The following is a 21397-nucleotide window of genomic DNA, read 5'->3' as shown; positions in this document are numbered from 1 at the left end:
AATGCCTGAGAGGCGAGCAAATCGCCCGTTTTGCGGGCAGGGAGGATCGCACGCGTCCTGTCGCAAGCTCGAAATGTGCAGGAAACGACACATCATTCAGAAAGGATGTGTCGACATCGACACATCGGGGCGGATCTCAGCCGGGAAAGTCGCCGTCTTCAGTCGAGCGGTCGAGGCCGTACTTGCGGATTTTTTCGTAGAGCGCCTTGCGCGACAATCCCAGTCCCTCATACGTCGCCTTGAGGCTGCCGCCGTTCTTGGCGAGCTCTTCGGCAATCACCGCACGCTCATAGGCGGCAACGCGCTCGGACAGAACCGTCGCCTCGGCCATGCCGCCCGCAGGCCCCGCACCGCCTGGCCGCTCGAGCCCCAGGACGAAACGATCAGCGACGTTCCGCAATTCCCGGACGTTCCCGGGCCAGTCGCGTGCAATCAGTTCGCTGACGAAAGCTGGCATCACATCTGGGATTTCCCGCCGGTAGCGGGCGCGCGCCTCGCGTGTCAGGTGATGAAAGAGCAAAGGAATATCTTCCTTGCGCGCCCTGAGCGGGGGAATCTCGATGGTGACGACATTCAACCGGTAAAACAGGTCCTTGCGGAACCGCCCCGCATTTCCGGCGACCTCCAGATCGTCCTTGGTCGCCGCCAGGAAGCGCACGTCCAGGGGTATTGTCCGGTTGGAGCCCAGCCGCTCTATCGTGCGTGTCTCGATGACCCTGAGCAGCTTGACCTGAAGATCGAGCGGCATCGACTCGATCTCGTCGAGAAAGACGGTGCCGCCATGCGCATGTTCGAGCTTGCCGATCCGCTGGCTTGCCGCTCCCGTGAAGGCGCCTTTCTCGTGGCCGAAAAGCTCCGACTCGATGATTTCCGCCGGCAGGCCACCGCAGTTGAGCGCAACGAACGGTCCCTCGCGGCGGTGCCCCTCCTCGTGAAGGGCGCGCGCCACCACTTCCTTGCCGGCCCCGGTCTCGCCGATGATCAGCACGTCGGCATCGGTGCCGGCAAGCGCTCCGACGAGCCCGCGCAGCCGCTCCATTGCGGCGGAACGGCCGACCAGCCGCCCCTCCAGGCCTGTCCGGCTGGCCAGTTGTTCGCGCAAAAGGCGGTTCTCGAGCACCAGGCGCCGTTTCTCCAGCGCCCGCTCGATCACCGTCGACAGCCGGCTGACCGGAAACGGCTTCTCGATGAAGTCATAGGCCCCGGCCCGCATCGCCTGGACCGCGAGCGGTACGTCGCCGTGACCTGTGATGAGAATGACCGGCAGGGCGGGATCGATCTCCAGCGCCTTGCGCATCAGATCGAAACCATCCGTCTGGGGCATGCGGATGTCCGTCACCAGCACACCGTAGAAATCCCGGCCGAGCGTCCCGAACACTCCGGACGCGCCTTCAAACGTCTCGACGCTGTGGCCAGCCAGCTCCAGCCCTTCCGCAAGCGCTTCACGCAGATCGGGCTCGTCATCGACGAGCAGCACGGTCGCCTTGTCCATCAGTGTCCCGTTTTGTCACCGCAAATGCGCCAGCGGGCGAGCAACACTCTACTCCGCCGCATCGCTCAGCCCCTCGGCCAGCGGCAGCCGAACCGTGAAGACGGCCCCGCCGCCCTCCGCATGGCGCACGGTCAGGCTGCCCGAGAAATCGTGGACGATCTTGTAGGCGATCGAAAGCCCGAGGCCCAGCCCCTTGCCGACTTCCTTGGTGGTGAAGAACGGATCGAACACCTTCGGCAGGAGATCGGAGGAGATGCCCGGGCCGTTGTCCCGCACCTCGATCACCGCCAGTCCCGCCTCGCTGCGGGTGGTCAGAACCACCTGCCCGTCGTCACGCACCTCCACGGCATCGAGCGCGTTGGAGACGAGGTTGAGGACCACCTGCTCCAGCCGCACATGCCCGCCCACGACCGAAAGCGGCCCATCGAGATGCGTAACGATCAAGCGGGCCCTGCCCTGCTTGATCCGCGGCGACAGCAGCATCATCGCCTCGTCGACAACCGGCTTCAGGGCCGTCGGCCGCAGGTCCGTACCTGCCCGGCGGCTGAACCCCTTCAGCACACGGGAAATCTCCGCCATCCGCTCGACCATCAGGATGATGCGGTCGAGCGCACTGCCCACCCGCTCGCCCATGCCGCGTTCGAGAAACTGCTTGGCATTGTCGGCATTCGAACGGATCGCGGCCAGAGGCTGGTTGAACTCGTGCGAAAGAGCTGCGGACATCTGGCCGAGCGTTGCCATCTTCGCCGCCTGCACCAGGTCGGCCTGCATGTTCCTGAGTTCCGCCTCCGCGGCCTCGCGCTCGGTGACCTCCCGTGCGAGCCGCGCATTCGCCTTGGAGAGGTCGCGGGTGCGCAGGCGCACTTTCCGCTCCAGGCGCGAGGCGGCGATCTTGTCTTCGCGCAGGCGGCGCAGAACCGCGACGCGTCGGTCGGCCGCCACCCAGCCGACCACGCTCGCCAGCAGACAGATCAGCACGGCGATCGCTGCGACCTTCTGGCTCTGCGAACGGGCATCGGCCGTATCTGCGAATGCCGCGACCTGCCAGTCCAGCACCGGCAGCGTCCGCGCCATCCTGAGATAGGGGCCGCGCCCGGTCGCGCCGTTGAAGCGAACATATTCCGCTTCGGTGGCGGCGGCGGCGGCGCCGTCTCCGGTTCGCGGCACCTCGGCCGTGCCGAGCACGGTGAAGCGCTCGCTCGCCCTTTGTCCGCGCCATGCCGGGCGGTTTGTGGCCACGATCTCTCCCGTTGTGTCGATCGCCACGATGGGCGCCGGGCTCAGGGCCCAGGCCTGCTCGATTTCGGCAAGGCTGACGCGCACGACCACGATGCCGACGACGAGACTGCCGGCGCGGACGGCCGAGGCGAAGACGTAGCTACCCGGCTCGCTGCCGTTGCCTCGCCGATAGGCGCGACCGAGGCGACCCTGCTGGGCCTCCGCCAATGGCAGCTCCTCCAGGCTGTTGCCAGGCGGCCGGGGCGACATATGGCTGGACGCGATCAGCGCGCCGGTCGCATCGAGAACCAAGACCTCCTGCGCTCCGGCCATACCGGCAACCAGCGCAGCCGCCCGCTCGCCCAGCGCAGCGTCCCGGCGCAGGATGATGTCCCGCACATCTGGACGTTGCGCCAGCAGAGGCGACAGGAGGCGGAACTTGTCGAGCTGACGCTCCAGCGTTGCCGACTGCACGGACAGAAGCGCCTGCGCCCTCGTCGCCACCTCGGCGGCGAACAACCGCGAGGCGGTCTCCCACGTCACCCAACCGATCAACACGGTCACCGGCAAGGCGCAGCACAGCACCAGGATATGTTGCGAGTTGCGCCTGGCCCATCTGGCAAGCGTTGTCATGACCGTGTCTTTCCCCAGCGTTTCGGGGCGATCCTAGCGATCCGGACGGCCGGGCACAAATCGCGGGAACACGAGTTCAGGCACGCCGGTCCGCGCGGATCATCTCCGCGGCCTTTTCGGCGATCATCATCGTTGGAACCGCCGTGTTGCCGGAGGTGATCGCCGGCATGACTGACGCATCCGCAACTCGGATACCGGCAACGGCGCGCAACCGCAGCCGCCCATCGACGACCGAGGCATCGTCCGCGCCCATTCGGCAGGTCCCCACCGGATGAAAGATCGTCGTGCCGATATCGCCCGCTGCACGCGCCAGGTCCTCGTCGCTGCGCACCAGCGGACCGGGCAGGTGCTCGACCGGCGAAAAGCGCGCCATCGTATCCGTGGTCATGATGCGCCGGGTCAGCCGGATGCTGTCGGCAGCGACCTTGCGATCGCCGGCCGTCGACAGGTAGTTCGGCCGGATCTCCGGATGGGCCAGCGGATCCCGGCTCGCGACATGCACGCTTCCCCGGCTCTCGGGACGCAGATTGCACACGCTCAAGGTGATTGCCGGAAAGGAATGGAGCGGTTCGCCAAACTTGTCGAGTGACAGAGGCTGCACGTGATACTCGATATTTGCGGTCTCGAATGCCGGGTCGGACTTTGCAAAGACGCCTAGCTGCGATGGCGCCATCGACATCGGTCCGGAGCGCGACACCGCATATTCCATCGCGATTCTCGCCTTGCCGAACAGGTTCGAGGCCAGTTGGTTGAGCGTGACTGCGCCGCTGACCTTGAAGATCGTGCGGATCTGCAGATGGTCCTGGAGATTGCTCCCCACCTGCCGGCTTTCCGCGACTGTTTCGATGCCCTGTCGCGCAAGCACCTCCGGATCGCCGATGCCCGACAGTTCCAGGATTTGCGGGGAGCCGATGGCCCCTGCCGAAAGCACCAGTTCACCCGCCACTCTCGCCTGCGCGGGAGCGCCGTCGACGCGCAGCTCGACGCCGCTCACCCGGCCTTCGGCGACCGTCAGTCTGGTCACCTGCGCACCGGTGACGATCTTCAGGTTCCGGCGGTTCGCGACCGGCTTGAGGAAGCCCTTGGCAGCGGTCCAGCGGATGCCGCCGCGCTGCGTCACCTGGAAATAGGACGAACCGAAATTGTCGCCGCGGTTGAAGTCGTCGATCTTCGGGATTCCGACCTCCTCGCAGGCATCGCGCACCGCATCGAGAATATCCCAGGACAGCCGCTGCTGCTCGACGCGGCATTCGCCGCCACGGCCATGCATGTCGTCGGAGAGCTCGTAATGGTCCTCGGCACGGCGGAACAGCGGCAGGACATCGTCCCAGCCCCAGCCGTCCAGCCCCATCTGGCGCCAGCCGTCATAGTCGCGCGCCTGGCCGCGCATGTAGATCATGCCGTTGATGGCGGAGCAGCCGCCGAGCACGCGGCCGCGCGGATAGGACAGAGATCGGCCGTTGAGACCAGCCTCAGGTGCGGTCTTGAAGCCCCAGTCGGTCCGGGGATTGCCCATGCAATAAAGGTAGCCGACAGGAATGTGAATCCAGACGTAGTCGTCCTTTCCGCCAGCCTCGAGTAGCAGGACCTTGACCTGCGGATCGGCCGAAAGGCGGTTGGCCAGCACACAGCCGGCCGAACCCGCACCGACGATCACGTAGTCCCATTCCCCCAGGTCGCGCATGGTTCCTCCCTGCCCTGGCCCGCGTGGAGCGGAACGATGCCCGCTGCCGCCAGCAATGGCAAGGAGGGAAAGCCCGGCGCCCGGAACAGTCGGACGCGGGCCGCCTCAGAGCGAGGCTTCGGCCTCCGCAACCGCGCGATCGACCTCTTCTGCAAGGCCAGGCTCCAGCCCGAGACGGGCGGCCAGCATCTGGAGATAGGCCCGCTCTGCCGGGTGATCCGGATCGATGGCGAGACGCGAGGCGGCATAGACTTCCAGCGCCGCCTCCGGGCTCTTCGCCCCCTTCACCACGCGGTCGATGTCGAGCGGCGCGCGCAGCTCGTCCATCACGAAGGCCTTGGCCTCGCTGTCAAGGTCGAGCGTATCGAGTTTGTCGAAGATTTTGCGCTGCTCGTCCGCATCGATATGCCCGTCGGCCTTTGCCGCCGAGATCATCGCAGTCAGCAGGACGAGCGCGAACTCCTCCTCCCCACCCGGCTGGCGCGCCGGCGAAAACGGCGAATTGGAGGGAGGCGGCAATACGGGGGCAGAAGAGGAGGCAGTGTCCGGAGCACTCTGCGCAGGCGCCGGAACGGCTCCGCCACCACCACCGCGGTAATCGCGATAGGCCTTATAGGCGAGACCGGCAACCAGTGCCATGCCGCCATAGGTCAGCGCCTTCTTGCCGATCTTGCGGCCACCCTTGGTGCCAAGGAGCAGGCCTGCAAGGCCGCCTGCCAGCGCGCCGCCGGCAAGTCCGCCGGAGCCGGAAGATCGCAGATAGTCCTGGCCGCGCGCCAGAAGATCGCCGGCACCACTTCCGCCGGGACCAGTGCGTCCGGAACCTGCTGAGGAACCGCCACCCTGGCCCATGAACTCCTCAAGCAGCTTGCGTGCATCGAACATCGTCGTCTGTCTCCAGTCCCTTGCGATCGGCGGCAGTCCGGGCGTGCCCGGATCGCATTCATGACTGCAAATGGGAACAGAAAGCCGCGACCGCAAGCACAGGGCGTTACCGCTCAGGCAAAAGGCAGGCGGTTGTCGTCCTTCAGCGTCTCCATGGCGATGGACGAGCGCACGTTGCGCACCGCGTCGTGCGGCAGCAACTCGTCATTGATGAAGCGCGACAGCGCCGCAAGATCGGTGACCGCCACCTTCAGCATGTAGTCCATGTCGCCGGTCAGTACATGCGCCTCCTGAACCTCGGGCAAAGCTCGCACCAAATCGCGGAACCGACGGGCGTTCTGCCGGCTGTGGGCATTGAGCGCGACGCCGACGAAGGCAACCACGCTGAACCCGACGGCCGCGGCATCGACATCGGCCCGGTAGCGACGGATGACGCCCGCCTCCTCCAGCCGTTGACGTCGCCGGGAGACCTGCGAGGCCGACAGTCCGATCCGCTCCCCGAGTTGCTGGTTGGTGACCGCCGCATCGTCCTGCAGGCTTGCAAGCAGGCGAATGTCGAAAGGGTCGAGGTCCATCATCTTGTGCGCGTCCAGCTCTATCAATGCACGTTCCATGCATTGGTAATCCATAACTCACCCAGAATGCACGCACCTTGCATCGATCCGGGCGCATACTGTGCGAAGTTTGGCTTTCCAGAGGAGGACAGCATGGGACCGTTTCCGCACGACGCACCGCCCGCCAAGATCGACGCCACCAACCCGGCCGGCACGGACGGCTTCGAGTTCGTCGAGTTTTCCCACCCCGAGCCGGAAAAGCTCGACGCCCTGTTCCGCCGCATGGGCTATGCGCCCGTCGCCAAGCACAAGACCAAGGCGATCACCCTCTACCGCCAGGGCGACATCACCTATGTGCTGAACGCCGAGCCCGGCTCGCACGCGATGCGCTTCGTCGAGGAGCACGGCCCCTGCGCCCCCTCGATGGCCTGGCGCGTGGTCGATGCCCGTCACGCGTTCGAGCATGCGGTGAGCAAGGGCGCGACGCCCTATCACGGCGACGACAAGGCGCTGGACGTCCCGGCCATCGTCGGCATCGGCGGATCGCTGCTCTATTTCGTCGAGACCTACGGCGCCAAGGGCTCGGCCTATGACGACGAGTTCGAGTGGCTGGGCGAGCGCGATCCGCGTCCGGCAGGCGTCGGCTTCTACTACCTCGACCACCTGACCCACAACGTCTATCGCGGCAACATGGACAAGTGGTGGGACTTCTACCGCGACCTGTTCGGGTTCAAGCAGATCCACTTCTTCGACATCGACGGCCGCATCACCGGTCTCGTCAGCCGGGCGATTACCTCGCCCTGCGGCAAGATCCGCATCCCGCTCAACGAGTCGAAGGACGACACCAGCCAGATCGCCGAGTACCTGCGCAAGTACAAGGGCGAAGGCATCCAGCATATCGCGGTCGGCACGGACGACATCTACGACGCCACCGACCTCCTGTCGGACAACGGGCTGAAGTTCATGCCGGGTCCGCCGGACACCTATTACGAGATGTCCCGCGACCGCGTGCATGGCCATGACGAACCCATCGGGCGGATGAAGAAGCACGGCATCCTGATCGACGGCGAAGGCGTGGTGAACGGCGGGACGACCAAGATCCTGCTGCAGATCTTCTCCAAGACCGTCATCGGGCCGATCTTCTTCGAATTCATCCAGCGCAAGGGTGACGAAGGCTTCGGCGAAGGCAACTTCCGCGCCCTGTTCGAATCGATCGAGGAAGACCAGATCCGCCGCGGCGTGATCAAGGCCGACGCTGCCGAGTAAGGCAGCCCCGGTCAACGAAGAAGCGGAAGGGGAGCGGCAGGCCCGCTCCCTTTTTTTTTGCGGATCGCAGGTACGGTCAGGTCGCGGCCCGGCCGCGCAGGGCATCGAGGAACGAATTCGCCCAGGACGCGGCGTCGTTCCGGCAGATGCGGTCGAAGATTGCCTGCCAGCGCGACCGGCGCTCATCGAGCGGCATGTTGAGTGCGGTCTGCAGGCTGGACGCCACACCTTCCGCCGAATGCGGATTGACGATCAGCGCCTCCGGCATGTCTTCCGCCGCCCCGGCGAACCGCGACAGCACCACGACACCGGGATCCTCTGCCCGCTGCGCCGCAACATATTCCTTGGCAACTAGGTTCATACCGTCGCGAAGCGGCGTGACCAGCGCCACGCGGCTGGCACGGTAGAGCCCGGCAAGCGCCCGCCGGGTGAAGGACCGGGTCATGTAGCGGATCGGCGTCCAGTCGAGATCGGCGAACCGGCCGTTGATATTGCCCGACAGTTCCTCCAGCTCACGCCGGATTTCCGCATAGGCGTCGAGCTCGGCGCGGGACGGCGGAGCTACCTGCATCAGGCTCACCTTGCCGCGGTTCTCCGGATAGTCCTCCAGCAGGCGACCGAACGCCCGAAACCGCTCCGGCAATCCCTTCGAATAGTCGATACGATCGACTCCGATGATCTGCTGGCGGCCTACGAGAAGTTTCTCCGTTCGCATCGTGTTACGGCGCGCTTCCGGCGTCGTCGCCTGTCGCGCGAACCCGGCCGCATCGATCCCGATGGGAAAGGCACGCGCAATCACGGAGCCGCCGGCGACATCCAGCCGCTCGCCGTCGCGCTCAATCGCGCCCAGCTCCTCCACCGCGAAGCGGCGGAAGTTCGCCGCGTCCCGTCGCGTCTGGAAACCGACCACGTCATAGGCGAGCATTTTGCGGACCAGCCGCTCGGCATTCGGCAGGCCGGCGAGCACTTCCGGCGCCGGGAACGGAATGTGCAGGAAAAAGCCGATCGGATTGCCGACCTCCATCGCCCGCAGTTCCGCCGCGAAGCCGAGGAAATGATAGTCGTGGACCCAGATCATGTCGTCGGCTTGCAGCAGCGGGCGCAGCCGCGTGGCGAAACGCTCGTTGACCCTCCGATAGCCTTCCTCGAACCGCCGGTCGAAATCCGCAAGGTCCAGGCGGTAATGCAGCACCGGCCAGAGCGTGCGGTTGGCGTAGCCGGCATAGAACTCGTCGTAATCGGCCTGGGTCATGTCGACCGTCGCCATCGCCACCTTGCGGGTGCCCCCGCCCTGCTTGAGATTGCCGAAAGTGCCTTCCTCGGAAACCTCACCGCTCCAGCCGAACCACAGCCCTCCCATCTCCGTCAGCGCGTCGACAAGCGCCACCGCCAGACCGCCCGCCCGCCCCGTATCCTTGAGCGGTCCGACACGATTGGAGACGACGACAAGTCTGGACATGGGTTCCTCCGGTTTGCGTGTCCGTCCACATGGGCACAGGCCGACATCGACCCGCAGGCCGGACCGGGCGGACACGGGAATGATCAGATCAGGGCCGCAGCGATCTGCGGACCAATGCGAGCGTCAGGTCACACGAGGCTTTCCCATCCGGCCGACAGCCGCATGGCGCCATTGATGATACCGACCATCGAATAGGTCTGGGGGAAGTTGCCCCACATCTCGCCTGTCACCGGATCGGTGTCCTCGGACAACAGGCCGACATGGTTCCGGCAGGACAGCATCGTCTCGTAGATGTCGCGCGCCTCTTCCTTCCGGCCGATCCGCGCCAGCGCGTCGATGTACCAGAAGGTGCAGATGTTGAACGCGTTCTCCGGCGCGCCGAAATCATCGGCGGCATGATAGCGGAAGAGATGCTTGCCCCGGCGAAGGGTCTCGCCGATCCGCTCCACCGTTGCGATGAAGCGCGGATCTTGCGGCGGCAGGAAACCGACCTCGGCGATCAGCAACAGGCTGGCGTCGAGATCGCGCCCCTCGAAGCTTTCAACGAAAGCGTTGGTGTTCTGGTTCCATCCGCGCGACAGGATCACGGAACGGATGGTATCGGCCCGCTCCTGCCAGAGCAGGGCCCGTTCGTTCCGACCGAACTGCCGCGCGATCTTGGCGAGGCGGTCGCAGGCCGCCCAGCACATCAGCGAGGACGAGGTGTGGACGCGGGCACGGGTGCGCAACTCCCACAAGCCGGCGTCGGGCTGATCGTGCATGGCGAAGGCGCGCTCGCCAATGACCTCCAGCCGCTCGAAGTCGTCGACGCCGGGCTGGCGGAGGAGCCGCTTGTCGAAGAAGGCCTGCGAGGCGCCGAGCACGATATTGCCGTAGACGTCGTGCTGGAAATGCTCGTACGCCTGATTGCCAACCCTGACCGGCCCCATGTTCCGGTAGCCGGGCAGGTCCACCGTCGTCTCGATCAGGCGATCTTCCAGCGCGATGCCGTAGAGCGGCTGGACGTGGCCGCTGCCGGTCATCGAGGCGATGTTGTTGATGTAGCGGAGATAGTTCTCCATCGTCTCCATCTCGGAGAGCGAATTGAGGGCCCGCACCACGAAGAAGGCATCGCGCAGCCAGCAATAGCGGTAGTCCCAGTTGCGCCCGCTGTTCGCCGCCTCCGGGATCGACGTCGTCACCGCCGCGATGATTGCGCCCGTTTCCTCATAGGTGCACAACTTCAGCGTGATCGCGGCGCGGATCACCGCTTCCTGATAATCGAGCGGCAAGCCGAGGCGCCGGGTCCAGAGCCGCCAGTGCAGCACCGTCTCTTCTTCGAACTCGCGGCACAGCGTCTCGGGATGATGGGTCAGGCTTTCGTCGGGACCGAAATAGAACGACACCGGCCCGTCGAGCAGGAACGGCGTCTCGTCGCGCACATAGGTGATCGAGGCATTGGTCGTCAGCCGCACTGTCTGGCCGTTGCCGACGAAGCGCATGTGATTGGAGCCGTAAGTGACCTCCGGGACACGTGCGCCATAGTCGAACCGCGGGCGGCAGCGCACACGGATCCGCGGATGGCCCGACAGCGGGCGGACCCGGCGGACAAGCGCCGTCGGCCGGAACATGCGTCCCTTGGTCTGAAAGCGGGGCGCGAAATCGGTGATCTCGATGGCATTGCCCGCATCGTCGAAGATGCGCGTCACCACGACGGCGGTATTCTCCTGGTACGCCTGCTCGCTGCGGACCGCGTTCTCCAGTTCGATGGCAAACAGCCCGTCGCGTTCGTCGCTGCACGTGCCCAAAAGCCCATGGAAGACCGGATCGCCGTCGAAGCGCGGCAGGCACAGCCAGACGACCCGCGCCATCCTGTCGACCAGCGCCGCAATCGAGCAGTTGCCGATGAGAGCGAGATCGAGGGAAGCCTTGCGGTCGAGCGTCATGAATGTGGTGTCCTTGCCAGTACCTTTGCCGGGAGACCGAGGGCCAGCCAGTCGCGAACGCCTTTCACGTCGCCGACGCGGAAACGGGCAAGGCTGTCGGCCGTTCCCACCTTGACCCCGAAGCCGCCGACGGACTCGGCTGCGCGAATACCGTCCTCGTCGGTTACGTCGTCGCCTACGAAAACCGGCGTGCGGCCGCGAAAGGGATGAAGGTCCATGAAGGTCGCGACCGCCCAGCCCTTGTCGCGGAAGGCGGGCTTTGCCTCCACCACCATCTTGCCGCGCACGAGATGCAGGTCGGGAAGCTCGGCGACGGCGGCCTGCATCACCTCAAGGACCGCGTGCTCGCAATCGGGCGCGATTCGATAATGGACGGCAATTGCCGGTCCCTTGTCCTCGATGGACACGCCGCGCCCGAGCAACCCGCTGCCGGCAAGCGCAGCCTTCAACTCCTCAATCTCGGGAGCCACCGGCGCGCGCAGGACGTCTTCGTCCGGATGCAGCCGGGTTTCCAGTCCGTGCAGGCCCGCGCAGGGAAGCCGGAGAGGTGCGAGATAGTGGTCGATCTCATGGATCGGGCGACCGCTTACGATCGCCAGAGCCCCGCCGAGATGCTCGACGAGCCCTTCCAGGCACGCAATGGTCGCCCGGCCGGCCTCGACCGCATCGGGCGTTCGGGCGATTTCGACCAGCGTTCCATCGAAATCGAGGAACAGGGCGATATCGTCTGTCACGGGCGGTGGCGCGTTCATCCGCAAAGCCTAAGGGAACTCACCCGCGATGAGAAGTCCTGGCCCGGAAAAAGCCTTTACTTCCTGACGCCTTGCCGCACTGCATCAAGCTGCGGATGCATCCGTGAACGCCCCGGGCCCCGGGATTGCCCCATCCGGACACTTGCCAAGGATGATCATACCCAGCACCTCGTCCTTGGTCACGTCCTGCGTGCGGGCGGTGCCGACCAGCTTGCCGTTCTTCATCACCGCCACCCGGTCCGCCAGATCGAACACGTCGTGAATGTCGTGGCTGATCAGGAAGATACCAAGACCCTGCTTCTTCAGTTCCTTGATCAGTTCGGAGACCATCTGCGTCTCCTGGACGCCGAGCGCCGCCGTCGGCTCGTCCATGATCAGGATGCGGGCGTTGAAATAGACGGCTCTGGCGATGGCAACGGACTGCCTTTGACCGCCCGACAGCGCCTTCACCGGCGCCTTGAACTTGCGGAAATTCGGGTTGAGGCGGCTGAGGATCTTGCGGGTCTCGGCCTCCATCGCATCGTCATCGACGAAGCCGAGCGGCGTGACGATCTCCCGGCCGAGGAACAGATTGGAGGCCGCATCCAGATTGTCGGCCAGAGCCAGGGTCTGGTAGATCGTCTCGATGTTGTAGTTGCGGGCATCCCGCGGGCTGTTGATCGTCGCGCGGTTGCCGTCGATCAGGATCTCGCCGCTGTCCGCGCGATAGGCGCCGGACAGGACCTTGATCAAGGTCGACTTGCCGGCGCCGTTGTGACCGAGCAGCCCGACCACCTCGCCGGGGTGCAGGTCGACGCTGACATGGTCGACCGCATGCACGCCGCCGAAGGAGATGCAGATGTCCTGCATCTGGACGAGAGGAGTTGCCATGGCTCAGTCTCCCGTGCGCTTGCGGTAGAGGATGTCGACGAGCACGGCGACCACCAGCACCACGCCGACGACGATGTTCTGGAGCGGCGCATCGACGCCGACCATGGCCATGCCCGACTGCAAGGACTGCATGATCAGCGCACCGAGAATGGCTCCGTAGATGGTACCGATGCCGCCGGACAGCGCAGTTCCGCCGATGACCGCCGCAGCGATCACGCGCAACTCGTCCAGCGTGCCGATGTCGTTGGTCGAAAATCCGAGGCGGGCCGAGGCGACCGCTGCCGATAGCGCGCAAAGGCCGCCCATGATCGCAAAGATCTTGACCGTCAGCAGCCGCGTGTTGATGCCCGACAGTTCGGCCGCGTCCGGATTTCCGCCGGCCGCGAAGATGTAACGCCCGAGCCGCGTCCGCCGGGCGACCACCGTCATGCAGACGGCCACGACGATCAGCAGCAGCACCGAATAAGGCAGGCCATAGGCAGCTGTGTAGCCCTCCGGCACCTCCAGACCGCGTGCCGCGAAGTCGCGCCGCAACACCCGAGCAGGTACCTCGTAGGCGTTGAGAATGGCGATAAACCCGACGATGGTGCCGGCAATAATGGCTCCGAGCGTTACCTCCGCCCAGATCGGCTTGACCGGAAAGCCGTGTTTCTGCTTGCGCCGTCGGGACGAGAACTGCAGCGCAACCGCCACGATCACGGCTAGGCCGGCAAAGATCCACGACCACATCTCGCCCAAGGTACCGCCGATGCCGCCGATCATCGTAAACCGCGCGTCCAGCGGACCGATCGTCTGGCCGTCGGTGATGAACCAGGCAGCGTTGCGCCAGACCAGAAGGCCGCCGAGCGTGACGATGAAGGCGGGAATGCCGAGATAGCCGATCAGCACGCCCTGAAAGGCGCCGATCAGCGTTCCGACGACGACGCCGGCAAGGATCGCCAGGATCCAGATGGCCGGATGGCCGAGTTCCAGGCCGAAGACGGCCGGCAACACTTGCGTCTGCACCATCGCCATCACGGCCGCGACGGTCGCGAGCAGCGACCCGACCGACAGGTCGATATGGCGCGTGACGATGACGAACACCATGCCCGTCGCCATAATGGCAACCGAGACCGTCTGGATCGTCAGGTTGAAGATGTTGCGCGGCGTCAGGAAGTTGCCGCCCGTGAACACGTTGAACACCAGGCACAGGACGACGAACGCACCGATCATGCCCAGCAGCCGCGTGTCGATCTGCAGCGCTGAGAAGAACGATTTGGTCGCCGGCGGCTTCGGTCCGGTGACTGCGGTCTCAGACATGGAAAAGCTCCCGCTTGGAGGATGGCGCGCTCCCTGCGCCCCCTCGCGGCCGGATGTCACCCATCAGCGGCCGCCCTGCCCCGACCATGGCCGGGGCAGGGTCATCGCTTGAAGGGCTGGCTCAGTTGCAGGGAGCCGGGCCGCCACTGACGCCCTGGCACAGGGCATCCTTGGTGATCCAGCCTGCATCGACCACGACCGACAGGTTGTCGCGGGTGACCGGGATCGGTGCCAGGAAGCGCGCGGTCAGCTCGGTGCCGGCAGGCGAAGTCCACTTGCTCGCGCCCTCGACGCTGTCCATCGTGCCGCCCTTGGCGAGCGCCAGGGCGATTTCGCCGGCGACCTTGCCGAGTTCGCGCGCGTCCTTCCACACGGACACGGTCTGCGTACCCTTGGCGACACGGTTGAGCGCGGCGTGGTCGCCGTCCTGACCGGAAACCGGGATGCCTTCCATACCCTGCGCGGTCAGCGCGGCAACCGCACCGCCAGCGGTACCGTCGTTGGAGGCCACCACCGCGTCGACAGCGTTGTTGTTGGCGGTGAGGATCTGCTCCATGTTCCGCTGCGCATTGGCGGGCAGCCAGCCGTCCGTATAGGCCTCGCCGACGATCTTGACCTTGCCGGCGTCGATTGCCGCCTGCAGGACTTCCTGCTGGCCGCCGCGCAGGAAGTCGGCATTGGGATCGGTGGGCGAGCCCTTGATCATCACGTAATTGCCTTCCGGCGCCTGCTTCAGGACCTCGCGAGCCTGCATGCGGCCGACTTCGACATTGTCGAAGGTCAGATAGAAGGCGCGGTCATCCTCGATCAGGCGGTCATAGCCGACGACCGGAATGCCCTCGTTGGCAGCTGCCTGGATGGCCGGACCGATGGCCTGGGAATCCTGCGCCAGAATGATCAGCGCATCGACTCCTTGAGCGATCAGCGCCTCGATGTCCGACAATTGCTTGGCAGCCGAGGACTGGGCATCGGCGGACACATAGGCCGCGCCGGCGGCCTCGAGCGCGCCCTTGATGGCGGCTTCGTCCGTTTTCCAGCGCTCTTCCTGGAAATTCGACCAGCTGACGCCGACCGTGATGTCCTGCGCCTGCGCATGGAGCGGCAGCGCGACGGAAACGAGAAGCGCTCCGGCCAGAAGCGGGTAGAATCTGCGCATGATGTCTTTCCTCCGATTTGTCCCCGCTCCTCCCAAATGCGGAACGAAGGATCGTGTATCAGGCAAGCTGTCCCCGGCCTGTGCCTCCCCGGCCGAAGGATGCTCGCTTTGGTTCGTCGGCGTAATTTTATTTTTTTCGACGTCCGAAAAAAAGTTGCTCCAAACGAAAGCCCCTGTCAACATGGTTTCTCGACGAGGATCCGGGATCATGGCAAAAACACCCGGCGAGCGTAAACTCTGGCTAAGGCCATGCCTTGCGCGCGACACAGCTCCCGTCGGGGTGGAAACGAACGCTTTGGTGTGGGCATGACGCAGAAGGCCGACCGCGACCAGATACGACGCCAGAATCGCTCGGTTGTTCTCCAGGCCCTGCGACGGAAGGGGCCCCAGGCACGCATCGATCTTGGCCGCGTCACCCAGCTTAGCCCCGCCACCGTCACCTCCATCACCTCCGATCTGATCGCCGAAGGTCTCATCGCCGGCGTCGACGACGACGCCCAGCGAGAGCGCGAGAAAGGGGCGAGAGGCCGCCCGCGCAGCCTGCTGACGCTCGACGGGTCGGCCGCCCGTGTGCTCGCCGTGAAACTCTCGGTCAACACCATAGAGATGGCACTGGCGGATTATGGCGGCCGGCTGGTCGGCCGCGACGTCGCCTCCTTCGACAGCGCCACCGTCACCGCCGACGGGTTCGGCCAGATCCTCATCGACAGCCTGCGCGGCTTCATCGACGGACTTGGGGGCCCGCCCCCGGCAATCGTCGCGCTGGCCTCGCAAGGCGTCGTCGACGACAGCGCCGGCACGGTCGCCTGGTCGCCTGCCTTTGCTGTCCGGCATGTGGAGGTGGTGGCGCCGGTCGCGCGCGCCTTCGGCGTACCGTGCCTGCTGTCGAACGACACCAACATGATCGCCGAGGCCCTGCACCGGACGGATCCCGCGCGCTACGGCGGAACCTTTGCCGTGCTCTTCGTCGATTACGGCGTCGGCATGGGGCTCTTCGTCAACAACCGGCTTTTCGTCGGTGAAACCGGTGCAGCAGCCGAGATCGGGCATGCCAACCACATTCCCGGCGGCTCTCTGTGTCGTTGCGGCCGGCGCGGCTGCCTGGAGGCCTATCTCGGCGACTATGCCCTGCTGCGGCACGCAAGAGGACTGGACCTGCAGACGCCTCCTTCGCGCCTGCCGGTCGGTCGCGAGACGATCCGGGAGTTGATTGCTGCAGCAAGGGCCGGCGAAGACGGTGCGCTCGACGCCTTCAACGCCGGCGGCACCGCGCTCGGCTATGCCTTCGCCCGGGTGATCGCCACGCTCGATCCCCGGCGCATTGTCGTCACCGGAGCTGCGGCCGATGCCTATCCGCTGATGGAGGCGGCCGCACTGGCCGCCCTTGAAGAGGCACTGGTGACCGATCTGCGCGGCAGCGTCGACATCGAAGCGATTCCCTGGGAGGAGGATCTCATCCTGCGCGGCACCGTCGCGCGGGCGCTGCATGCCCTCGACACGGAGGTGTTCTCCGACACCGGGTATGGCAGCCAGAAGGAGGCCTCGGCCAACTAGGTCGTCCCGCCTCCCCGAAGGGCGTGGATCCGGCTCCCATCTGCGGTGCCCGATTGCTCCGCCCGGAGGACCTGCCCCGACCAGAATGCTCCGAATTGGCCGAAAGGGCTCTAGACCCGCTGCAGGACCATCGCGGAGCCGAGCCCACCGGCACTTGCGATCGCTGCAAGTCCGAAGCTGCCTGCGGGCTCGCGCTGCAACTCGTGGAACAGCCGCACGGCGAGGATCGCTCCCGATGCGCCGATGGGATGCCCGCGGGCAAGCGCCCCTCCTCCGCGATTGACCCTGGTTGGATCGAGGCCGAGATCCTCGATACAGGCCATCGCCTGCACTGCATAGGCCTCCATCACCTCGCTTGCCGCCAGGCGTTCCACGTCGATCCGCCCAACGGAAAGCGCCTTGCGCGCAGCCTCGACCGGCGCAAGACCCGGCAGGCAAGGATCCCCGCCGGCCGCCCCGCCGGCAACGATCCGGCACGCGGGCACGGATGGATTTCGCGCAAGCCAGTCGTGCGAGACCACCAGCACGAATGCTGCTGCATCTGCCGAGACCGCCGCCGTTGCGGCGAGCACGCGCTGTCCGGCCCGGCCGGCCAGCGGACGAGACCGGCGACAGATTGCAACGGTCAGGCCGCGGGCATAGCTGTCCCGGGCAAGCCCCGCGATCTCGACGATCTCGTCGGCAAGACGCCCGGTTTCGGCCGCGACTCGCGCCGCGGCATGGCTCTTCACCGCAAAGGCGGCCTGCGCCTCTTCCGGCACCGCCCGAAGCTCTGCCAGTCGTGCGGCCGCTTCCGGCATATCGGGATCGCGGTCGGGCCAGGGCGTGAAAGGCGGCCGGTCGTAGGCAACCGGCGGCTCGCCCCCTGGCGGGCGACGCATGCGAAGGGGGGCACGAGAATAGCTTTCAAGTCCCCCGGCCAGCACACAGTCGGCAGCCCCGGCCTCCACCATGCGCGCAGCCAGAATGATCGCATCGAGACCCGAGCAGCACTGCCGGTCGAGACTGAGCGCGGGGACCTGTTCCGGAAGCCCCGCCAGCAGCGCGGCGCGCCGGGCCGGATTGCCCCCGCCATAGAGCGCATTGCCGGCCAGGACCTCATCCACTGCGGCAACCTGCCCGGCGGAAAGGCAAGCGTGCATCACCGGCGCGGCGAGCGCGTCGATCTCCAGCGCCGCAAACGCCCCGCCCATCGGCGCCACGGCGCTACGCCTCGCGGCGACCAGAAACGCCGGCATCGGCTTCCTCCTGCTCGCGGACCCAAGCCTCTATAGCCGGCAAGTCCGGCTTGCCGCCCGGCGTCAGCGGCCAGTGATCGGAAAAATGAAAACGACGGGGAACCTTGGATCGCTCGAGCCTTGCAAGGCAATGGCGCCGCAAGTCCGCCTGCTCTGTCCCCCGCTCCGCCGGCTGCAGCGCAGCGACGATCCGTGCGCCGCGCAAGATGTCCGGAACCCCGAAAACCGCGGCCTGGGCGACGCCCGGATGCTCCAGAAGTGCGGCCTCGATTTCCTCGGCAAACACATTGAGCCCCGAGGTCACGATCATCCGCCCGCCGCGGCCGGCAAGAAAGATCCGCCCCTCCTCGTCGAGATGGCCCCGGTCTCCGACGGTCAGCCAGCCCGCCGCAACTCGCGTCATCGGCTCGTCGCCCATCACATAGCGGTCGAACAGCAGGGGACTGCGGACCCAGATCTCGCCTTCCCCTCCCGCGGCAAGAGCGCATCCCTCGGGTCCGCGTACCTCGACCTCGACGCCAGGGAACGGCCGGCCGACACCTTCGCCAAGGCTGTCGGCCGGGCCGCGATGAGAAATGAAACTGGTCTCGGACGTTCCGTAGAACTCGTGGCATTCAGCTTGCGGAAACACGGCGGCAACAAGCGCTCGGTCGCGCGCATGCCATTTCGCACCGCTGATCAGGATCCGCCGGAGAACGCCAAGCCGCAGCCCCTCCCTGCCGCCGGCGATCGCCAGCAGGCGCAACTGCGTCGGCGTGGTGACCAGCACGGTACTGGCCGCGTCCTGCATCCGCCGCAAGACGGCGGCAGGCTGGAAACTGCGGACGACATCCACCCGCCAGCCGCGATGCAGCGCATGGATCGCCCCGAAAAGGTGCAAGGAATGCCCCAGACCGCCCGGCACGAGGACCCGCTCGTCTGGCCCGAGGCCGAACGCCTCGTCGGCAAGACGGAAACTCTCGGTCCAGGACCGGTGCGACCGTTGAAAGGCCTTGGGATGGCCGGTCGAACCTGACGTCAGGCCTATGTAGAATGGTGTATCCGGCCCCGGTTTCCGCGGCAACGCCGCCGCCGCTTCTGTCCGCATCGCGGCGCGGGGAGATGTCTCGTCCCAGTCAGCGAACATCGGCGCGAGAGACCGCCCGAGCCTGTCGCCATGCCGTTCCAGGTGAACCGGATCGACAACGACGGCCGCCCGACCGCTGCGTGCGGCAGCAAGGAGCCGGCAGAGCGCCTCGACCGCTGTGCCCGTCGACACGAGTACCCGGTCTGCCGCAGCCCTATGCGCAAGCAAGGTCTCGCAAGCCTCAACCTGGCCCAAAAGCTCCGCGCGTGTCAGCGTATGACGGCCGTCGCTGAGCGCGACCCGGCTTGGCTCGCGCCCCGCCAGAAGGTCTAGCGTTGCTCCCACATAAGACATGGCCGATGCTGGCTGTCTATTGCCGGGAGAAGATCGCATCCGGACGGCCCCGCTCGATCGCGCTGGCCACCAGCGCCGTGCCGAAACATTTCAGGATGTCTCCGGGAAGAAAGACCAGCGCGCCGACTGCGGACTCCCATAGCGGCTTTCCCGCGACCAGCGAAATCCCCAGGATGCCGAAAGGATAGAGCGCCAGAATACCCCCGACCATCGAGGCAACCAGCACTGAGGGAAACACCGGGCGACGCTTCAGTGCCTGCATCACGAGTCCACAGACGAAGGCTGCCACCGGGAAGCCGACAAGAAAACCGACTGAGGGAAGGAAAAACACGCCGATGCCGCCGCGTCCGCCGGACAGGAGGGGCATGCCGAGAGCGACGATCAGCAGGAACAAAAGAACGGCCAGGGCGCCGCGAACCGGCCCCAGCATGACGCCGGCCAGCATGATGCCGAGGGTCTGGGCGGTGATGGGCACGCTGCCGGTGAACGGCGTCGTGAAGGCGGGCAAGTAATACCCGAGCGCCGAGATCACGGCCACATGAATGGCGATATGCACCAATGAACGATCGGCAGTCATCGTCGAACCTTGTCCTCTTCCCCGTCAGTGCTTTCGGGCGGACACCCATCCACACCTCCGCGCGCCGCAAGTGCTTCCGCAATATGGTCGGCGGCATTTAGGGCGTGGAGGCAGAGCGGTGCAACAAGTTTGACATGACCGTTTCGCCCGGACCGCGCCCGGTAGGCTTCGTTGAGCTGCCGCGTGACATCGACCAACATGGGCGTGAACCGAATGGCGAGCGCGATCGCCAGCGCCAGCCGCCGCTCGGACAAGCCGACCAGCGCGACGGGACGAAGCACCGGCGTCAACGTGTCCAGCATGTCGTCGAGCCGCGTGGTCAGGGTGATCAGGGTCGCCAGCAGAAGCAGCGATGCCAGCCTCAGGGCGACGATGACGCCCGCCTCCAGCGTTCCGAACAGGCCATGCAACGCAAGAATGAAAACAACGACGAAGGCCACCGGTTTCAAGGAGCGCAGGACCGTACCCGCGCCTGACCCGAGCGAGGCCAGCAGCCCCAGAGCACAGGCCAGGACAGCTGCGAGAACCAGCGGCGAATCGACCGGCAGCAGCACCATCGACACCAGAAGCAGCGCGAGCAGCTTCCAGCCGGCGCCGATCCTGTGCAGGAAGGTGCGCCCCGGCAGATAGGAGGAGATCAAAGGCTGTCCGCCGTCAGTTTTCTCGCCCTTGCCCGCGCGAAAGACCGGTAGTCGGGCAGGATATCCTCCGGGCGCCCGTCGCCGACAACACTCCCCTTGTCCAGCCAGATGATCCGATCGAACTCCGACAGCATGTCGAGATCGTGGCTCACCATCACCACATGAGCAGGACTTGCGGCAATATGATCGGCGAAATGCAGGCGCAGGGAAAGATCGAGACCGGAGAACGGCTCGTCGCACAGCAACAGCCGGGGTTTGGAGATGCTCGCAGCAAGCAGGCAGACGAGCTGCTTCTGCCCTTCCGAAAGCAGTGCGACCGGCTGCTCCGCCCAATCGCCGCAGCCGTGCTGGGCAAGCGTCTGGCGCGCCATCGCCTCGGCCTCGCCACGGGTTGCTCCCATCTGGCGCGGGGCGAAGGCGAGTTCTTCGAGAACGGTCGGGAAGATCATCTGATGGTCCGGGTTCTGGAACACCATCCCGACATGCCGCGGCAGCTTGCGCTGGTCTTTGCGGCTGTCCAGACCGAACACAGTAACGGTTCCCTCGTCCGGCAGGAGAAGGCCGTTCAGCATGCGCAGCAGCGAGCTCTTGCCCGACCCGTTGAGGCCGACAAGGGCGACGCGCCTTTCCGAAAGCGCCAACGAAAGGCCCCGGAAAACGCAAAAAGCGCCACGGGTGAGCGTGACGCTGTCGAATATGGCAAATTGTGAAGTAGAGACGGACATCTGAAGTCCGAACACAAGCGAAGCTGCTCCACCCCGCGTTGATATTGTT

At 65.8% G+C, this 21397-nt stretch carries 18 protein-coding genes; 2 read left to right on the top strand and 16 right to left on the bottom strand.

Annotation, left to right across the window (positions count from 1 at the left end; genetic code table 11):
• Nucleotides 1–136: 136 nt before the first annotated feature.
• The 5 genes from MNI96_RS03520 to MNI96_RS03500 all read right to left on the bottom strand — a co-directional run bounded on the left by MNI96_RS03520 (nucleotide 137) and on the right by MNI96_RS03500 (nucleotide 6526).
• Entirely contained in the window at nucleotides 137–1492 is a 1356-nt protein-coding gene (locus tag MNI96_RS03520) for a sigma-54-dependent transcriptional regulator (protein ID WP_249690450.1), read from the bottom strand.
• Between the two features lie 48 nt (nucleotides 1493–1540).
• Nucleotides 1541–3343, bottom strand: coding sequence for a sensor histidine kinase (locus MNI96_RS03515; protein WP_249690448.1), 1803 nt, complete (start codon nucleotides 3341–3343; stop codon nucleotides 1541–1543).
• A gap of 76 nt (nucleotides 3344–3419) precedes the next feature.
• The gene (locus MNI96_RS03510; RefSeq protein ID WP_249690445.1) at nucleotides 3420–5027 is read right to left on the bottom strand and encodes a GMC family oxidoreductase; all 1608 of its coding nucleotides are present in this window, start codon (nucleotides 5025–5027) and stop codon (nucleotides 3420–3422) included.
• A 105-nt stretch (nucleotides 5028–5132) separates the two neighbouring features.
• Nucleotides 5133–5912, bottom strand: coding sequence for a tellurite resistance TerB family protein (locus tag MNI96_RS03505; protein ID WP_249690443.1), 780 nt, complete (start codon nucleotides 5910–5912; stop codon nucleotides 5133–5135).
• Nucleotides 5913–6025: 113 nt separating this feature from the next.
• Entirely contained in the window at nucleotides 6026–6526 is a 501-nt protein-coding gene (locus MNI96_RS03500; RefSeq protein WP_249690442.1) for an Lrp/AsnC family transcriptional regulator, read from the bottom strand.
• A gap of 93 nt (nucleotides 6527–6619) precedes the next feature.
• Here MNI96_RS03500 and hppD point away from each other — a divergent pair, with 93 nt between their 5' ends.
• A complete protein-coding gene (gene hppD, locus MNI96_RS03495; RefSeq protein ID WP_249690441.1) occupies nucleotides 6620–7732 on the top strand; it encodes a 4-hydroxyphenylpyruvate dioxygenase in 1113 nt (370 codons plus the stop codon).
• Nucleotides 7733–7808: 76 nt separating this feature from the next.
• Here hppD and MNI96_RS03490 read toward each other — a convergent pair whose 3' ends face one another.
• The 6 genes from MNI96_RS03490 to xylF all read right to left on the bottom strand — a co-directional run bounded on the left by MNI96_RS03490 (nucleotide 7809) and on the right by xylF (nucleotide 15193).
• Nucleotides 7809–9191 (bottom strand): alpha,alpha-trehalose-phosphate synthase (UDP-forming), encoded by a 1383-nt coding sequence (locus MNI96_RS03490; RefSeq protein WP_249690440.1) that lies wholly within the window; start codon nucleotides 9189–9191, stop codon nucleotides 7809–7811.
• 128 nt (nucleotides 9192–9319) lie between these two features.
• Entirely contained in the window at nucleotides 9320–11116 is a 1797-nt protein-coding gene (locus MNI96_RS03485) for a glycoside hydrolase family 15 protein (RefSeq protein WP_249690439.1), read from the bottom strand.
• Nucleotides 11113–11850, bottom strand: a complete 738-nt coding sequence (otsB, locus tag MNI96_RS03480; RefSeq protein WP_249690438.1) for a trehalose-phosphatase — start codon at nucleotides 11848–11850, stop codon at nucleotides 11113–11115. Before otsB ends, MNI96_RS03485 begins: the two co-directional genes overlap by 4 nt.
• Nucleotides 11851–11952: 102 nt before the next feature.
• Nucleotides 11953–12717: an ATP-binding cassette domain-containing protein gene (locus MNI96_RS03475; protein WP_349629126.1), complete on the bottom strand. Its 765-nt coding sequence runs from the start codon at nucleotides 12715–12717 to the stop codon at nucleotides 11953–11955.
• A 24-nt stretch (nucleotides 12718–12741) separates the two neighbouring features.
• Nucleotides 12742–14037, bottom strand: coding sequence for a sugar ABC transporter permease (locus MNI96_RS03470; protein WP_249690434.1), 1296 nt, complete (start codon nucleotides 14035–14037; stop codon nucleotides 12742–12744).
• 121 nt (nucleotides 14038–14158) lie between these two features.
• The gene (xylF, locus tag MNI96_RS03465) at nucleotides 14159–15193 is read right to left on the bottom strand and encodes a D-xylose ABC transporter substrate-binding protein (protein WP_249690432.1); all 1035 of its coding nucleotides are present in this window, start codon (nucleotides 15191–15193) and stop codon (nucleotides 14159–14161) included.
• Between the two features lie 306 nt (nucleotides 15194–15499).
• Here xylF and MNI96_RS03460 point away from each other — a divergent pair, with 306 nt between their 5' ends.
• Nucleotides 15500–16747, top strand: a complete 1248-nt coding sequence (locus tag MNI96_RS03460) for an ROK family transcriptional regulator (protein ID WP_249690430.1) — start codon at nucleotides 15500–15502, stop codon at nucleotides 16745–16747.
• Between the two features lie 110 nt (nucleotides 16748–16857).
• Here the strand turns inward: MNI96_RS03460 and MNI96_RS03455 are convergent, their stop codons facing one another.
• Genes MNI96_RS03455 through MNI96_RS03435 form a run of 5 tightly spaced genes read right to left on the bottom strand, consistent with a single transcriptional unit; the run spans nucleotide 16858 to nucleotide 21264 of the window.
• Nucleotides 16858–17985: a thiolase family protein gene (locus MNI96_RS03455; RefSeq protein WP_249690428.1), complete on the bottom strand. Its 1128-nt coding sequence runs from the start codon at nucleotides 17983–17985 to the stop codon at nucleotides 16858–16860.
• Nucleotides 17954–19444: an AMP-binding protein gene (locus tag MNI96_RS03450; protein ID WP_249690426.1), complete on the bottom strand. Its 1491-nt coding sequence runs from the start codon at nucleotides 19442–19444 to the stop codon at nucleotides 17954–17956. The genes MNI96_RS03455 and MNI96_RS03450 overlap by 32 nt, the downstream gene beginning before the upstream one ends.
• On the bottom strand, nucleotides 19422–19961 hold the full coding sequence (locus tag MNI96_RS03445) for a biotin transporter BioY (RefSeq protein ID WP_249691343.1): 540 nt from the start codon (nucleotides 19959–19961) through the stop codon (nucleotides 19422–19424). The genes MNI96_RS03450 and MNI96_RS03445 overlap by 23 nt, the downstream gene beginning before the upstream one ends.
• A 17-nt stretch (nucleotides 19962–19978) precedes the next feature.
• Complete coding sequence (locus MNI96_RS03440; RefSeq protein WP_249690423.1) at nucleotides 19979–20623, bottom strand: energy-coupling factor transporter transmembrane component T family protein; 645 nt, start codon at nucleotides 20621–20623, stop codon at nucleotides 19979–19981.
• Entirely contained in the window at nucleotides 20620–21264 is a 645-nt protein-coding gene (locus tag MNI96_RS03435) for an energy-coupling factor ABC transporter ATP-binding protein (protein ID WP_249690421.1), read from the bottom strand. The genes MNI96_RS03440 and MNI96_RS03435 overlap by 4 nt, the downstream gene beginning before the upstream one ends.
• Between the last annotated feature and the right edge of the window lie 133 nt (nucleotides 21265–21397).

The sequence above is a fragment of the Stappia sp. WLB 29 genome, assembly GCF_023507705.1.
GTDB lineage: Bacteria > Pseudomonadota > Alphaproteobacteria > Rhizobiales > Stappiaceae > Stappia.
This window is presented reverse-complemented; position numbering and strand designations above follow the sequence as displayed.

Excerpts from the sequence above, each read along its gene's own strand:
- MNI96_RS03520 (WP_249690450.1), bottom strand. The coding sequence starts at position 1,492 with ATGGACAAGGCGACCGTGCTGCTCGTCGATGACGAGCCCGATCTGCGT.
- MNI96_RS03515 (WP_249690448.1), bottom strand. The coding sequence starts at position 3,343 with ATGACAACGCTTGCCAGATGGGCCAGGCGCAACTCGCAACATATCCTG.
- MNI96_RS03510 (WP_249690445.1), bottom strand. The coding sequence starts at position 5,027 with ATGCGCGACCTGGGGGAATGGGACTACGTGATCGTCGGTGCGGGTTCG.
- MNI96_RS03505 (WP_249690443.1), bottom strand. The coding sequence starts at position 5,912 with ATGTTCGATGCACGCAAGCTGCTTGAGGAGTTCATGGGCCAGGGTGGC.
- MNI96_RS03500 (WP_249690442.1), bottom strand. The coding sequence starts at position 6,526 with ATGGAACGTGCATTGATAGAGCTGGACGCGCACAAGATGATGGACCTC.
- hppD (WP_249690441.1), top strand. The coding sequence starts at position 6,620 with ATGGGACCGTTTCCGCACGACGCACCGCCCGCCAAGATCGACGCCACC.
- MNI96_RS03490 (WP_249690440.1), bottom strand. The coding sequence starts at position 9,191 with ATGTCCAGACTTGTCGTCGTCTCCAATCGTGTCGGACCGCTCAAGGAT.
- MNI96_RS03485 (WP_249690439.1), bottom strand. The coding sequence starts at position 11,116 with ATGACGCTCGACCGCAAGGCTTCCCTCGATCTCGCTCTCATCGGCAAC.
- MNI96_RS03475 (WP_349629126.1), bottom strand. The coding sequence starts at position 12,717 with ATGCAGGACATCTGCATCTCCTTCGGCGGCGTGCATGCGGTCGACCAT.
- MNI96_RS03470 (WP_249690434.1), bottom strand. The coding sequence starts at position 14,037 with ATGTCTGAGACCGCAGTCACCGGACCGAAGCCGCCGGCGACCAAATCG.
- xylF (WP_249690432.1), bottom strand. The coding sequence starts at position 15,193 with ATGCGCAGATTCTACCCGCTTCTGGCCGGAGCGCTTCTCGTTTCCGTC.
- MNI96_RS03460 (WP_249690430.1), top strand. The coding sequence starts at position 15,500 with ATGACGCAGAAGGCCGACCGCGACCAGATACGACGCCAGAATCGCTCG.
- MNI96_RS03455 (WP_249690428.1), bottom strand. The coding sequence starts at position 17,985 with ATGCCGGCGTTTCTGGTCGCCGCGAGGCGTAGCGCCGTGGCGCCGATG.
- MNI96_RS03450 (WP_249690426.1), bottom strand. The coding sequence starts at position 19,444 with ATGCGATCTTCTCCCGGCAATAGACAGCCAGCATCGGCCATGTCTTAT.